The organism is Halomonas sp. AOP22-C1-8 (assembly GCF_052378905.1).
GTDB lineage: Bacteria > Pseudomonadota > Gammaproteobacteria > Pseudomonadales > Halomonadaceae > Vreelandella > Vreelandella citrativorans.
Map to the genome: position 1 here is coordinate 193,331 of NZ_JBQSYD010000002.1, position 14,538 is coordinate 207,868.

Sequence of the window (14,538 nt, forward strand, 5' to 3'; positions counted from 1 at the left end):
GGGTTACGTTGACGTGCCGAAGTCAGCAGGCAGGCCAAGAAAGTTTTGAATAATAAAAAAATGATCTTCGAATAGGCTATCTGGCTCTAAATCAGCCAGTGCCACCCACCGCGCTTGGTCGCCACCTTTCACAGGTTTTAAACGCGGTAGCTGTTGATCTGGGCGTAGCGCAAAGTAGAAGGCTTCCGCTAGCGTGCGTCCTCGCCAGCTTCGGTGCGGCTCATCAAAAAGGCGTTGCCCACGTAATGATCCTTTTAGAACGGGTTCTGGTACTTTCAAGCGCAGCCGTTCCCTGAGCTCCCGCAAGCACGCATCCAGCAGTCGCTCATGAGGGTTAATGAATCCACCAGGCAGCGCAAACAATCCTTTGCCGGGCGCTGCATTACGGCGCACCAGAAGTACATGCCCGGATTGCACAACCACCGCATTCACGGTAACAAAAATAGGCGGGTAGGGAGCGTGTGACCAGGCTTGATGGTACTGGTCCAGTAGCCGTTGCTCTTCCAGTAATTGTTGATAGGCGCTTGCGTGACAAAATTCGCTAACGCGACTGACCACGCCGGGCGGCAGGTCATGATAAGCCCCCGTGCTCAAATAATCGTCTGAAGCACTTGGCGATCGAAATAGTCGTTCCCGAATCTGGCTGGCTGAAATGCCTTCAATCAGCGGAACGCTGACGGATTCCCACTGCGGAAACAGAGACAAGTAGTAGCTTGACTGACCACGGCTTGCACCAATCAAACCAATGCGTGGTAAACGAATATTAGCCGGTGCGGCTAAGTCTCGTACCTTTCGCTGTACATCTCTTACCCAAACATCATCGTTATACAGAGCATCCAGCAGCGGCGTGATTTCTAACCGCTGGTTATCAGCATCATCAAACCCGGAACGAATCATTGCCTGGCGTTCATCAAAGCGCCATGGGTTTCTCAGCGAGCGCGCCTGCCATGCAGAGCCTACCAGTACAATGACCTGACGTGCCTGATTAAGCGCTTCACGGATAACGGCCAAGTGGCCTAAGTGAGGAGGCTGAAAACGCCCAATAAATACCAAACAATCAAAGGTGTAATCAGGCGTAGAGCATGTTGCATCAAGGGCCATGGTGCTTCCTTTAACATTTGGTCAAATAACAGCGTCATTATGAAGAGAGCGGTTCAGCGGTGCAATCTGGCGAAGGCTACGTACTGCACCCGTATTGGGTATGCTGCTAAGCTATTGCACATAAAGGTATCCATCAATGACGCAAGGGACTGAATATGACTAAAGACACCCTCACTTTTTGGTGGAAGGTGGTTCAGGATGCAACGAAGCTATGGTTAGAGCGTCACGCGTTTAGCTTCGCGGGCTCATTAGCGTTTTATACGCTTTTTTCATTAGCCCCTACTGTCATTATTGCCGTTGCGGTTATCGGTATTGTCTTTGGTGAAAACGCTGCTCAGGGGCAAATCGTGGCCCAGCTGCAGGACTCACTGGGTACCGATGTGGCCTCCGCGATTGAAGAGGCCGTTATCCACTCTCGGTTCGAAGAGTCTGGTGTATTGCCTTCTGTGTTAGGCGTTTGTGCTCTGTTAGTCGGTGCAACAACCGTCTTTGCGCAAATGCAGCTTTCACTGAACACCATTTGGGGAGTGATCGCCAAGCCGGCCAGTAACAGCTTGTTTGTATTTATAAAAACGCGCTTTTTATCGTTAATGGTTGTCTTTCTCATTGGTATTATTCTATTAATTTCGTTGGTATTAAGTATTGCTTTGCGAAGCATCCTGCAAATGGCAGGTGATCTTGTCCCGCTCGCCGGCTATACCACGACACTATTGGACTCTCTTGTGTCACTTGGCGTCGTTACCTTGCTATTTGCGGCTATTTTCAAAGTGTTGCCCGATGTAGTGCTGCGTTGGCAGGATGTCTTAACCGGGGCTGTTGTCACGGCCGTACTGTTTACTATCGGCCGCACCGTGATTGCGATTTATCTCACCTATACCGCAACGGCATCGACATACGGCGCTGCCGGGTCGGTGGTGATGGTATTGCTCTGGGTGTATTACTCGTCACTGATACTTCTGTTCGGAGCGGCCTTTACACGCTCGCTTTTGCTACGTCGAGGCAGAAAGCTTATTCCGCGAAACAGTGCCGTTCAGGTTAGGCAGGAAGTTTTGGAAACAGAGGCGTTTACGCCCAGGATAGCAGGAGACGAATAGTGTCAACGTGTTGCATAAAAGCCTTGGTCACCGGAAAAGTGCAGGGCGTAGGGTATCGCCGCGCCGTTCAAAAGCAGGCGTTACCGGCAGGAGTAACCGGTCATGCCAAAAATCTGGCGGATGGGCGGGTGGAGGTGCTTATGTGTGGCGAGTGCCATCATGTAAATATGCTGGTGGAGTGGCTTTGGCAAGGCCCTGCTAATGCGCAGGTAACCCATGTTGAATATGAGGCATTAGCCCAATGCCACGCTCCTGATGCTTTCACGACGCATTAGGCTAATATTTATTTTAGGCTTACCTGGTGTGCTTCCAATGAGCAATATTATCCGCCGTTAGGGCGATAATATTCTGGCGCGCTTCTGGCGTTACCCATGCATTGTGCGGGGTGACAATCAGATTGAGTGGTTCATCCAGCGCTGCCAATAGTGGATGCCCCTCCCTCGGTGGCTCTACAGGAAGCACGTCTACGGCTAACCCGCCGATACGCCCTTGGCGTAATGCCTCAAGCGCCGCTACTTCATCAATAATGCCACCGCGAGCGCAATTTACGAGCAGAAGGGACGGTTTAGCCTTGGCCAAGCGCTCTTGGTTAATAAGGTGCTGCGTATCAGCATTAAGCGGGCAGTGTAGGCTGATAATATCGGCTTCAGGCAGCACGTCATCGAGAGAAGGGCGTGCGTCGTTAGCTTCATGACCGGGGCGTGCCGTAAAGGTCACCTGAAGGCCAAAGGCCTCCGCCAAGCGCGCCACTTCCGTTCCCAGTTCGCCCTGGCCCACCATCACCAGCCGCTTGCCCGCTAACTGTAGCGTTACGTGGTCCTGGAGGCAGAAAAAGTCGCTTTGCTGCCAAACACCTTTGGCGACTTCCTGTTGGTATAGAGGTAGCCGGTTTGCCAGGTTAAGTATCAGCATTAATGTGTGCTGAGACACGCTTGCCGTGCCGTATGCCGCAACATTCTTAACGCTGATATTAAGTGCTTTTGCTGCCTCAAGGTCGATATTGTTTAGACCAGTAGCCATGACACAAATCAGGCGAAGCGAAGGCAGCTGTTTTAACGTTTCCGCATCCAGTACCACCTTGTTTACTAATGCGATGTCAGCATTTGCCAAGCGCTCTTTAGCTTGTTGCGTTGTACTTTGATCGAAGACATCCAGTTGAGTAACCGCACCGCGAATAGCGCTTAAATCTATTTGAGGCCCAAGACTTTTCGCATCCAACATGACCGCATGAGGCATTTTATTCTCTCCAGTTACTGCCAGGGCTCGTTTACCTTGCTCGGCAGGGGGCACAAAAGGGTATAATATTGTCGCTTTATCAACCGCAGCCTTGGATTTTATATCGGCAGGCCACATATTCGCAGCTGGCTGCGTTTATATTCGCCAATATTCTGCCGTCGTTGAGCTTTTAGGAATTATCAACATGCCTATCTATGAATATGAGTGCAAGGCCTGCGGCCATCGCATGGAAAAATTACAGAAAATCAGCGCAGATCCGTTAAAAGAGTGCCCTGCGTGCAATCGTAATGACTTAGCGCGGCTTGTATCCGCGGCTGGGTTCCGCCTGGCGGGCGGTGGTTGGTATGAAACCGATTTTAAAACGGGAAGTAAAAAGAACCTGGTCGCTGATGCAAAAAGCACAACGGGTAACACCAGTGCTAAAAGCGACACTACTTCCACGTCAAAAGACACTGCAGCTTGACTGTAGCGGTCGGGGCCTGGTTGGCCCGTGACACCTTATTTGCCACGAAACAGAACAGGATTTGACATGCGCAGCCATTATTGCGGCCAGCTAAACGAGACATTGGTAGATCAAACGGTCACCGTTTGCGGGTGGGTACACCGTCGTCGCGACCACGGCGGGGTAATTTTCCTCGATATGCGTGACCGCGATGGCATCGCTCAGTTTGTGGTAGACCCGGATACTGTTGATGCATTTGCCAATGCCGATCGTGCGCGCGGTGAGTATGTTCTGCGTATTACCGGCCGCGTTAGGCTACGCCCTGAAGGTACCCAAAACCCCAATATGCCCACCGGCATGATTGAGGTGCTGGCCAAAGACGTTGAAGTGCTGAACACTGCTGCCACGCCTCCGTTCCAGCTTGACGAACATGGCAAGGTGGGTGAAGAAGTTCGCCTGAAGCACCGCTATATTGATCTGCGTCGCCCGGACATGATCGAAAAACTGCGTCTGCGTTCGCGCATTTCGCATAACGTTCGTGCATTCCTGGAAAACCAGGGCTTTCTGGATATCGAAACGCCGATCCTAACGCGCGCAACGCCGGAAGGCGCCCGTGACTACCTGGTGCCTAGCCGTACTCATGCGGGCAGCTTCTTTGCACTGCCTCAGTCACCACAGCTATTTAAACAGTTGCTGATGGTGGCGGGCTTTGATCGTTACTATCAAATTGCCAAGTGCTTCCGTGACGAAGACCTGCGCGCCGACCGCCAGCCTGAGTTTACTCAGATTGATATCGAAGCGTCGTTTGTCGAAGAAAACGACATCATGGGCATCACTGAAAACATGATTCGTCAGCTCTTCCAGGAAGTACTGAGCGTTGAACTGTCAGAATTTCCGCGTATGACGTGGCAAGAAGCTATGGACCGTTTTGGTTCAGACAAGCCGGATCTCCGTATTCCGCTTGAGCTGACCGACGTTGACGACCTGATGAAACAGGTCGATTTTAAAGTTTTCTCTGGCCCCGCTAGTGCCGAAGATGGCCGTGTGGCCGCGCTTAAAGTGCCGGGTGGTGCCAAGCTCTCGCGTAAGGAAATCGACGAATATACCAAGTTCGTGGGTATTTACGGCGCGAAAGGGTTGGCCTGGATTAAAGTCAACGAGCGTGCCAAAGGGCTTGAAGGGCTTCAGTCGCCTATCGTCAAGTTCATGGAAAATATCGTTGAAGAGCTGCTTGACCGTCTTGGCGCAGAGGATGGCGATATCATCTTCTTCGGTGCTGACAAAACGCGCATCGTCAACGAAGCCATTGGCGCGCTACGCGTTAAGCTGGGTGCTGATCTGGATCTGTACACTCAAGTGTGGGCACCGCTGTGGGTGGTCGACTTCCCGATGTTCGAGGCGGATGACAATGGTCGCTTGAGCCCGTTGCACCACCCGTTCACCGCGCCTTCCTGCTCACCTGAGGAACTCAAGGCTGACCCTTCAAAAGCGCTTTCACGCGCCTATGATATGGTACTCAACGGCACCGAGCTGGGTGGCGGCTCTATCCGTATCCATAATCAAGACATGCAAAGCACGGTGTTTGAGATTCTGGGGATTGGCCAGGAAGAAGCCCAGGAGAAGTTTGGCTTCCTGCTGGACGCACTCCAGTACGGTGCGCCGCCCCATGGTGGTTTGGCCTTCGGTCTGGACCGCTTGGTGATGTTAATGGTCGGCGCAAAAACCATTCGTGAAGTTATCGCTTTCCCGAAAACGCAAAGCGCCGCTTGCTTAATGACGGATGCACCAGGTGAGGTTAGCCCTGACCAGCTAAAAGATCTTAATATACGCTTGCGTCAAAAAGCCAAGCCTGAAGCGGTCAGCGAGTAAGCCTGACGCCATTTGATGTAACGGCTATGAGTTGCACAATGGCTAAAAACACCGACGCCCCGGCGTCGGTGTTTTTGTATCAGTGCTTTTTGGCGTGTGGAATTTGTAACCTTGAACGGATAAACGTTAATGGATAAGGCAGGCGCTGCGTTACCCGTGCGCATATTAGGCATCGACCCTGGGTCCCGAATTACTGGCTATGGTGTTATCGACCTTATCGGTGTTAAACCCTGCTATGTTGCTAGCGGCTGTGTTCGCACCTCAGAAGGGCCACTGGAGCAGCGTTTGGCGCAAATATATGCAGGACTAAGCGAAGTAGTAGGTTTGTACAAACCCACAGATACTGCGATAGAGCGCGTTTTTATGGCTAAAAACGTCGATTCCGCGCTAAAGCTTGGTCAAGCGCGTGGTGCCGCGCTGGTATGTATGGCAAACCACGGGCTAAGCGTCGCCGAATATGCCGCACGGCGTATCAAGGAAGCGGTAACCGGGCAGGGAGGCGCAGATAAAGAACAGGTTCAGCACATGGTGACCGCGCTTTTAACGCTGTCTGCCACACCCCAAGCGGACGCGGCAGACGCCTTGGCCATCGCATTAACCCACGCTTATACCAACAATGCAGTTCCCAGTACGCCTCGTGGGCGCGGTCGGCGCACCTCAACAGGGCGCTGGCGACTCTAACGACTACTGGTCACCTGTACAGAGTAGCATTATAGTAACCGTCTGTTTTTACTATCGCGAGCGTATTTATGATCGGACGTCTAAGTGGCTATTTGCTGGAAAAACAACCGCCCTGGATCGTTATTGACGTTCATGGCGTGGGTTATGAGCTTGAGACTTCAATGAATACGCTTGTCTCGCTTCCTGCGTTAGGCGAAAGCACATCTCTGTATACTCATTTAACCATTCGTGATGATGCCCACCTGCTGTACGGGTTTGCGCGACAGCACGAACGCGCTCTTTTTCGGGCGCTGATTAAAGTCAACGGTGTAGGTCCCAAGCTAGCGTTGGCGATCTTGTCAGGAATGGATGAAGACGCCTTCATGCGCTGTGTTCGTGATGATGACAGTAAGGCGTTAACCAAGCTGCCCGGTGTTGGCAAGAAAACCGCCGAACGACTTATTATCGAAATGCGTGACCGTTTTCCCGAATGGGAGCAAGGTGCTGACACGCCGCTTGCCCTGGAAGGCACCAATGGGCAACCGAGCCGTAATAACCTGGCCGATGCCGAGTCCGGACTCGTTAGTCTGGGCTACAAGCTAGCCGAAGCCAGTAAAATGCTCTCAGACCTTGACCCACAACAATCGGCAGAGGCCTTGATCAAGGCAGCGTTAACACGGCGAATGAGCGGTTGATAGCGGTCGCCGTTTTGCCGTCACCCAGTGCAAGCAGATCGCCAGATATTCAAAAAGAGCATCTATGTTAGAACATGATCGGTTGATAGCGGCTGAACCAGAACAGGGAGAAGGGCGGATTGATTATGCCATTCGTCCCAAGCGGCTGGATGATTACATCGGCCAGCCACGGGTTCGCGAGCAGCTTGAGATATTTATTGGCGCAGCCCGATTACGCGAAGAGAGCCTTGACCATACCCTTGTATTTGGCCCACCAGGGCTAGGTAAAACCACCCTGGCCAACATCATTGCAACAGAAATGGGCGTAGGGCTTAAGTCAACGTCTGGTCCCGTATTGGAGCGTGCAGGCGACTTGGCTGCCATGCTGACCAACCTTGAGCCAGGCGATGTCTTGTTTATCGATGAGATCCATCGGTTATCGCCCGCCGTTGAAGAAGTCCTTTATCCCGCCATGGAAGACTTTCAGCTGGATATCATGATTGGTGAAGGACCCGCTGCGCGATCCATCAAGCTGGACTTGCCGCGTTTTACGCTGGTGGGGGCGACGACCCGCGCAGGTCTTTTAACAGCGCCGCTACGTGATCGGTTCGGAATCGTTCAGCGGCTTGAGTTTTATAATCTCGAAGAACTCACTGAAATTGTGACCCGTTCAGCTCGTCTGCTGGGTGTAAAAACCAACCATGAAGGCGCGGTTGAGGTTGCCCGGCGCTCCCGAGGGACGCCACGTATTGCCAATCGCTTGCTACGCCGAGTGCGTGACTACGCCGAAATTAAAGGGGATGGCACCGTAGACGTGGCATTGGCGGATGCGGCGCTTAATATGCTCAATGTGGATCACTATGGTCTGGACCACATGGACCGGCGGCTGCTGCTCGCGATGATCGATAAGTTCGAAGGCGGACCGGTAGGCGTCGACTCTCTCTCGGCCGCCATTGGGGAGGAGCGCACAACGATAGAAGATGTCATTGAGCCGTATCTTATTCAACAAGGGTTGATGATGCGCACGCCGCGCGGACGTACCGTTACGCGTCAGGCATGGCGGCACTTTAACCGCGTTCCCAACGAGCACTCGGTTGATATGGAAGGGGAGCGTCGCCCATGAGTATTTCGTTTTCAATGCCTCTACGTGTTTATATGGAAGATACTGACGCTGGCGGCATTGTCTACTACGTTAACTACTTGAAGTTTATGGAGCGAGCGCGCAGCGAGTGGCTGCGCGAGCAAGGGCTCAACCAGCAAACGTTACTAGACGAAGGCACGCAGCTAGTGGTATATCGCTTAGCTTGTCACTATGCGAAACCGGCGCGCTTGGACGAAGCGCTTGAGATAACCGCACGGGTCATTGATATAGGGCGATGCCGAGTAACGTTTGAGCAGTTTGTAATGCGCGGTGAGGAACTCCTCTGCAGCGCGACAGTCGAGATAGCGTGCTTGAGCGCTGAACGGATGCGGCCCAAAGCCTGGCCCGCTTTTTTTCAGTCCCGGCTACAAACGTTAGCGATTTCTTAACACTGCGGTTTCGTAATTTAGAGACCACTACTTGTCGGGCTTGACCGACAATCATTGATTGATGAGGGCACCTGTGAACGATAACACCATGTCCATCCCGCACCTGATTATGAATGCCAGCACGGTTGTACAGCTGGTAATGCTACTCCTGGTGGTGGGGTCAGTCCTCTCTTGGGTGGTGATTTTTCAGCGCAGTATTGCGCTGCGCCGTGCCAAGCGGGAATACGACCAATTCGAAGAGTCGTTTTGGTCAGGTGTCGACTTAAACGAACTTTACCGAGAAATACCAGCTGATGACCCGCGCCATGGCGCCGAACATATCTTTCAGTCTGGGTTTCGTGAATTCAACCGACTAATGCCAAAAACTCACAATGCCGACACCGTGCTTGAAGGTGTGCAGCGCAGCATGCGTGTAGCCTGGTCTCGCGAAGAAGGTCGTCTGACCCAACACCTGGTGTTTTTGGCAACGGTTGCCTCTGCCAGCCCCTATATCGGCTTGTTTGGTACCGTCTGGGGCATCATGGGCTCTTTCCAGTCCCTTTCAATGACCCAGCAAGCGACACTGGCAACCGTAGCACCCTGGATCGCCGAGGCACTCATTGCGACCGCTATGGGGCTTTTCGCGGCTATTCCCGCTGTTATCTTCTATAACCGCTTATCTAACAGTGCGTCTCGCTTACTCGGTAAATATGAAGACTTCGCCGAAGAGTTTCACGCTATCTTGCATCGTAATTTGCAAGGCCGTGATGGCAAGCCTAGCGCCAGTTAAGGGAGTTAGCCATGCAAGGTCCGTTCAATCGCAGCGGCAAAAGTAAGCCGATGGCGGAGATTAACGTTGTCCCCTTTATCGACGTTATGTTGGTACTGCTGGTCATTTTTATGATTACCGCTCCGATGCTAACGCAAGGCGTTCAGGTGGATTTGCCTCAGGTGTCATCTGAACCGATCGATACTCAGGACAGTGACCCGATCATTATTTCGGTGGATCGTGAAGGCGGATATTTTATTACGCTGGGTGAGGATTCAACCGCCGTTTCGCTTGAGCAAATATCAGAACGCGTTTCGGCCATATTGCAACGTCGCCCGGGCACGCCCGTCATGGTGCGTGGCGACCAAGGCGTACAGTATGGACAAATTGTTCTACTCATGAGTACGCTCCAGCGCTCGGGCGTTGAAAACGTAGGACTGCTTTCAGAGCCACCGCAAGATGAGTAAGGGCAAGCCGCAAGTAACCGTTGCTGCGCCGCATGACCCGCAAGACGTTGGCTACACATTGCCAATCATCCTCGCGGTCGCTGTGCATTTGGCTATTATTGTTTTTAGCCTTATCAATTGGCCCAGTTCAACCCCGGAACCTGACTCTTCATCCATTGTTCAGGCCACGTTTGTGAGTACCGAGACGTTCACAGATCAGGCCCAGCAGGTAACTGAACAGCAGGCGGCAATGAACAGTTCAACTGAACCTGTTCCTGAGCCGGAAGTGAGTGAGCCGGAGGTAGCTGAGCCAGAGCCGGATAACCAAGAGGCCGAGCAGCAGGCTGCCGCTGAAGCTGAAGCGCAGGAACAAGCTTTGGAAGAAGCCCAAGCCGCAGCAGAAGCCGAAGCGCAACGCCGCGCTGAGGAAGCCGAACGACTAGCGCAAGAACAGGCGGCGCAAGCTCAAGCCCGTGAGGCAGAAGCCCAAGCTGCGGCGGAAGCAGAAGCTCAGGCAGCAGCTGAAGCAGAAGCCCAGGCAGCAGCTGAAGCAGAGGCTCAGGCAGCGGCTGAAGCAGAGGCTCAGGCAGCGGCTGAAGCAGAGGCTCAGGCAGCGGCTGAAGCAGAGGCTCAGGCAGCGGCTGAAGCAGAGGCTCAGGCAGCGGCTGAAGCAGAGGCTCAGGCAGAAGCCGAAGCCGAAGCAGAGCGTCAACGTGAAGCTGAAGAGCAGCGTGCTCGTGAAGAAGCTGAACGCCAAGCTGCTGCCGCAGCGGAAGCCGCCATGCAGCGCCAGTTAGAAGGTGAGGCGGAAGCAGCAGCCAATGCACAGCAAGCGCAGCAGGCCGCCAATAGCTTTATCAATATTGTGCGTCGCGCGGTTGAACAGGCATGGTTGATCCCACCTGGAGCAAGCGACTCATTGAGTGCTACGCTACAAATACGTTTAGGCCCTTCGGGCGAACTACTTGCAACGTCAATTGCTACATCTAGTGGCGACAGTGCATTTGATCGATCTGCCATGCAAGCCGTTGAACATGCTGCACCGTTTGGTGAATTAAGAGATTTACCTGCGGAACAGCAGCGGAACTTACGTCAATTTAATCTGCGATTTACCCCGGGGGATGTTCGCTGATGCAAAAACTAAGGAAAGTGTGGTTATTTTGCGTACTACTGCTAGTAAGTGGTTTCGCAGCTGCGAATGCAAACTTGACCATCGAAATTACACGGGGCAGCGACCAGGCATTACCCATTGGGGTGGTGCCTTTCGCAGGCAATCAGGGCATGTCGGAAGATGTTGCTCAAATCATTCAGGACGATCTTGAGCGTAGTGGTCTATTCTCACCGCTAGAGCGTAGTGCCATGTTTGACCAACCAAGCCAAGCGGATGACGTTGAGTTTGGAACCTGGCGGTCATTGGACGTGCGTTATCTGGTCGTCGGGCGTGCCGAACAAACGGGCAACGGCTATCAGCTACAGTTTGACCTGATGGATGTCAGTGGCCAGCGCCGGATGATTGGCGAAACTGTCACAGCGAATGCCGATGATCTGCGTGGGGCAGCACACTATATCAGCGACCAGATATTTGAGGCGATTACTGATATACGTGGTGCTTTCTCAACCAGCATTGCTTACGTGACGGCCCAAGGGGTTGGCGATAATATGCAGTTCGGTCTCTACATAGCTGATGCTGACGGTCGCAATAGCCAGCAGGTATTAACGTCTGATCAACCGATCATGTCACCCGCCTGGTCGCCGGACGGACGCAAGCTTGCTTATGTTTCCTTTGAAACGGAGCGTCCAGCGATTTATATCCAGGATGTCGCCACCGGTCAGCGTGTCATGGCAACATCCTTTGACGGTATCAATGGTGCACCCACGTGGTCCCCCGATGGTCGCCGTATCGCCATGTCGTTATCCAAGGATGGGCAGCCTGAAATCTATATCATGGATATCGCTAACCGCTCGGTAGAACGCGTTACCAACAGTAATAGCATTGACACCGAGCCCGCTTGGTCGCCGGATGGTCGTAGCCTGCTGTTCACCTCTGATCGCAGCGGCGGCCCTCAGATTTACCAGCTATCGTTAGGTAGCGGCGAGACAAATCGCGTGACGTTTACCGGCAATTATAATGCCCGTGCGCGTTACTCTCCGGACGGCGATCAGATCTTTTTAATCCACCGTTCCAGCCGTGGGTATCAAGTAGCACGCCAGGATTTGGATGGAGGACGGCTGGTCGTTATAAGCGATTCAATAAGAGATGAATCTCCTAGTGTTGCGCCGAACGGGACCATGGTAATCTTCGCTAACCAAGAGGGTAACAATGGGGTGCTAAGTGCCGTTTCTGCCGATGGGCGGTCGTCATTCCGGCTTCCTGCTGCTCAAGGCGAAGTGCGTGACCCCGCATGGTCACCGTTTTTAAACTAATGATCTATAGTGTTATTTTTTTCAGGCAAGGAGTCTGATTATGCAACTTAAGCCGTTGGCTCGCTCATTGGCCGTAGCGTTATCTATCGTAGCGATTGCTGGCTGCTCCAGCACCGGCGGAACCCAGGATGGGGATTCTTACGGAAGCCAGGATGGCAGCAGCATGGGCGCTGGCACCTCTGGTGCGGGTACCGGTGGTCAATATGGCTCTACTACCGGCTCTGGCACAGGCGCTGGTCAACAAGCGGACTCTCGCATTCCTGAGGTACGCACGATTTACTTCGATTATGACCGTGATACTATCAAGAGTGAGTATGAGTCTGCGGTAATGGCTCATGTACGCTACCTGCGCGCTAATCCGAGTGCCCAAGTTGTGTTACAGGGACATACCGATGAGCGTGGTACCCGGGAGTACAACATGGCACTGGGCGAGCGTCGCGCACGCGCTGTTCAGCGTTTCATGAATATCCAAGGCGTTTCTCCTTCACAAATGACTGTTGTAAGCTATGGCGAAGAGCGTCCGGCAGTAAGTGGTCATAACGAAAATGCTTATGGCCAAAACCGTCGCGTTGTATTTAATTACTGATATTGTCGGCGTGTAAACTGCACGCCGACTTTGTCTACGGAGTCGTCATGAATCACAGTCTCAAACGCTATTTTGAGAGGCTGTGCGGTGCGGGAGCCTTAGTGCTCCCGCTGTCCGTATTGCCCCTTGCAGCTATTGCCCAGCAGCCGCTGGTCCAGGATCTTTCTTCCGGTAATTCCAGCGGATTTTATCAGCAGACTCAGCGTCAGGAAGCATCCGGTGGCAACCTTGTGCTGTTCAACCAGGTGGAAGCGCACACGCAGGAAATCCAACAGTTGCGTGGCCAAATTGAAGAGTTGCGCCATCAGCTTGAACAATTGCGTCGCCAATCGCAGCAGCAGTATCTGGACATCGAAGACCGCCTAATGAGCAGTGGATCTACGCCCATAGAGCAGTCTACGCCACAGGTTGAACCTGAGGCCGCTCAAGAAGTTATCAGTGCACCCTCAGCACGTAACGTGAGTGATGATGCCCAGGCGGACTATCAGGCTGCCTTTGCCCATGTTCAGGCACGCCAATTTGAAGAGGCAATTCAAGCGTTTGATGAATTCGTCACTGCTCATCCTGATACCAGCTTGACCTCTAATGGCTATTACTGGTTAGGTGAATTGTATGCCGCTGAAGGCCAGCTTGAGAATGCCGATGCAGCCTTTAGCCGGGTTATTACCGACTTTGATAGCAGCAGTAAAGTGCCCGATGCCCTTTATAAACTTGGTTTGGTTAAAGCACGTCAAGGCGATGCAGAGCGCAGCCGTGAGCTGCTAGAGCAAGTGCGTGACGACTATCCGCAAAGTAGTGCGGCTGGGCTTGCCAATGATTTTCTCCGCCAGTCGGCTGGGTAATATCACGTTAAATGTTTGTTTGCAGGAAGTGTCATGAGTTGCAAAATCGACTATCAAGCATCGCCACAATTGCTTGAAAACCGTGTCGTATTGGTCACTGGAGCCGGCGATGGGATTGGTCGTGCGGCAGCGTTGCAGTATGCGCAACACGGTGCGACCGTTATCTTGCTAGGCCGTACTATCGAAAAGCTGGAGCGGGTCTACGACGAAATTGAGGCGTTAGGTGGGCCACAGCCCGCTATTTTTCCGCTTAATTTTGAAGGCGCAACGCTTAGTGACTTCGATGATATGGCCAAAACGCTCGATAAAGAGTTTGGTCGTTTGGATGGGCTTTTGCATAATGCTGGATTGCTTGGCCGGATTACTCCCTTCGAGCAGTACGATGCAGAGCTATGGGAGCAGGTCATGCAGGTGAATATCAATGGCCCAGTATGGATGACTCAAGCGTTATTACCGTTGCTTAAGCAATCAGACGACGCCTCAATTATTTTTACCTCATCCAGTGTGGGACGAAAAGGGCGCGCGTATTGGGGGGCCTACTCGGTTTCCAAATTTGCCACCGAAGGGTTTGTTGAAGTGCTGGCCGACGAGCTTGAGCATCAAACCAATATCCGGGTGAATACCCTTAACCCGGGAGCTACCCGCACTCAAATGCGCCGAGGCGCCTACCCTGGCGAAGATCCTGCCACACTTCGAACGCCCAATGACATTATGCCGACCTATTTATGGCTAATGGGCCCCGATAGTACCGGTGTTAGCGGCCAAAAGTTTAATGCGCAACCGCCGCGTGTTTGATTCTTAATTCTACCGTTAGGGCTTGAATGCAGCGCCTTTAAAAAAGAGCCTTTAAAAAGAAGCCTTAAAGCAAGGCCCTAACGGTGGTTGT

General features: G+C 52.8%; 17 protein-coding genes. 15 read left to right on the forward strand and 2 right to left on the reverse strand.

The features are described from left to right. Positions 1-3 precede the first annotated feature (3 nt). A complete protein-coding gene (locus ACT3TY_RS02090) occupies positions 4-1,101 on the reverse strand; it encodes a bifunctional nicotinamide-nucleotide adenylyltransferase/Nudix hydroxylase (protein ID WP_444621726.1) in 1,098 nt (365 codons plus the stop codon). Positions 1,102-1,256: 155 nt separating this feature from the next. Between ACT3TY_RS02090 and ACT3TY_RS02095 the strand changes: the two genes are divergently transcribed. After that, on the forward strand, positions 1,257-2,195 hold the full coding sequence (locus tag ACT3TY_RS02095; protein ID WP_444627221.1) for a YihY/virulence factor BrkB family protein: 939 nt from the start codon (positions 1,257-1,259) through the stop codon (positions 2,193-2,195). Next, positions 2,195-2,470 (forward strand): acylphosphatase, encoded by a 276-nt coding sequence (locus ACT3TY_RS02100; protein WP_444627222.1) that lies wholly within the window; start codon positions 2,195-2,197, stop codon positions 2,468-2,470. Before ACT3TY_RS02095 ends, ACT3TY_RS02100 begins: the two co-directional genes overlap by 1 nt. A 19-nt stretch (positions 2,471-2,489) precedes the next feature. On the opposite strand, the gene ACT3TY_RS02105 is transcribed toward ACT3TY_RS02100, so the two are convergent. Beyond that, on the reverse strand, positions 2,490-3,431 hold the full coding sequence (locus ACT3TY_RS02105; RefSeq protein WP_193053537.1) for a D-2-hydroxyacid dehydrogenase: 942 nt from the start codon (positions 3,429-3,431) through the stop codon (positions 2,490-2,492). Between the two features lie 184 nt (positions 3,432-3,615). Between ACT3TY_RS02105 and ACT3TY_RS02110 the strand changes: the two genes are divergently transcribed. The 13 genes from ACT3TY_RS02110 (at position 3,616) to ACT3TY_RS02170 (ending at position 14,447) form a co-directional block, all read left to right on the forward strand. Next, entirely contained in the window at positions 3,616-3,894 is a 279-nt protein-coding gene (locus tag ACT3TY_RS02110; protein WP_087105468.1) for an FmdB family zinc ribbon protein, read from the forward strand. A 66-nt stretch (positions 3,895-3,960) separates the two neighbouring features. After that, complete coding sequence (gene aspS, locus ACT3TY_RS02115; protein ID WP_444627223.1) at positions 3,961-5,742, forward strand: aspartate--tRNA ligase; 1,782 nt, start codon at positions 3,961-3,963, stop codon at positions 5,740-5,742. A gap of 156 nt (positions 5,743-5,898) precedes the next feature. After that, a complete protein-coding gene (gene ruvC / locus ACT3TY_RS02120; RefSeq protein ID WP_412767825.1) occupies positions 5,899-6,423 on the forward strand; it encodes a crossover junction endodeoxyribonuclease RuvC in 525 nt (174 codons plus the stop codon). A gap of 68 nt (positions 6,424-6,491) precedes the next feature. After that, on the forward strand, positions 6,492-7,097 hold the full coding sequence (gene ruvA / locus ACT3TY_RS02125; protein WP_444621656.1) for a Holliday junction branch migration protein RuvA: 606 nt from the start codon (positions 6,492-6,494) through the stop codon (positions 7,095-7,097). A 64-nt stretch (positions 7,098-7,161) separates the two neighbouring features. Further along, the gene (ruvB, locus tag ACT3TY_RS02130) at positions 7,162-8,199 is read left to right on the forward strand and encodes a Holliday junction branch migration DNA helicase RuvB (RefSeq protein ID WP_172116606.1); all 1,038 of its coding nucleotides are present in this window, start codon (positions 7,162-7,164) and stop codon (positions 8,197-8,199) included. After that, positions 8,196-8,606 (forward strand): tol-pal system-associated acyl-CoA thioesterase, encoded by a 411-nt coding sequence (ybgC, locus tag ACT3TY_RS02135; protein ID WP_444621655.1) that lies wholly within the window; start codon positions 8,196-8,198, stop codon positions 8,604-8,606. The genes ruvB and ybgC overlap by 4 nt, the downstream gene beginning before the upstream one ends. 88 nt (positions 8,607-8,694) lie before the next feature. After that, entirely contained in the window at positions 8,695-9,375 is a 681-nt protein-coding gene (tolQ, locus tag ACT3TY_RS02140) for a protein TolQ (RefSeq protein ID WP_444627224.1), read from the forward strand. An 11-nt stretch (positions 9,376-9,386) separates the two neighbouring features. Further along, positions 9,387-9,821: a protein TolR gene (tolR, locus tag ACT3TY_RS02145; RefSeq protein WP_444627225.1), complete on the forward strand. Its 435-nt coding sequence runs from the start codon at positions 9,387-9,389 to the stop codon at positions 9,819-9,821. Continuing rightward, on the forward strand, positions 9,814-10,932 hold the full coding sequence (gene tolA / locus ACT3TY_RS02150) for a cell envelope integrity protein TolA (protein ID WP_444627226.1): 1,119 nt from the start codon (positions 9,814-9,816) through the stop codon (positions 10,930-10,932). The genes tolR and tolA overlap by 8 nt, the downstream gene beginning before the upstream one ends. Continuing rightward, the gene (tolB, locus tag ACT3TY_RS02155; protein ID WP_087105459.1) at positions 10,932-12,224 is read left to right on the forward strand and encodes a Tol-Pal system beta propeller repeat protein TolB; all 1,293 of its coding nucleotides are present in this window, start codon (positions 10,932-10,934) and stop codon (positions 12,222-12,224) included. Before tolA ends, tolB begins: the two co-directional genes overlap by 1 nt. Before the next feature lie 40 nt (positions 12,225-12,264). Next, positions 12,265-12,810 carry a peptidoglycan-associated lipoprotein Pal gene (pal, locus tag ACT3TY_RS02160; protein ID WP_087105458.1) on the forward strand — a complete coding sequence of 182 codons (546 nt, stop codon included), beginning with the start codon at positions 12,265-12,267 and terminating at the stop codon, positions 12,808-12,810. 47 nt (positions 12,811-12,857) lie between these two features. Next, entirely contained in the window at positions 12,858-13,652 is a 795-nt protein-coding gene (gene ybgF / locus ACT3TY_RS02165; protein WP_444627227.1) for a tol-pal system protein YbgF, read from the forward strand. A gap of 33 nt (positions 13,653-13,685) precedes the next feature. Continuing rightward, the gene (locus tag ACT3TY_RS02170) at positions 13,686-14,447 is read left to right on the forward strand and encodes a YciK family oxidoreductase (protein ID WP_444627228.1); all 762 of its coding nucleotides are present in this window, start codon (positions 13,686-13,688) and stop codon (positions 14,445-14,447) included. The last annotated feature ends 91 nt before the right edge of the window (positions 14,448-14,538 follow it).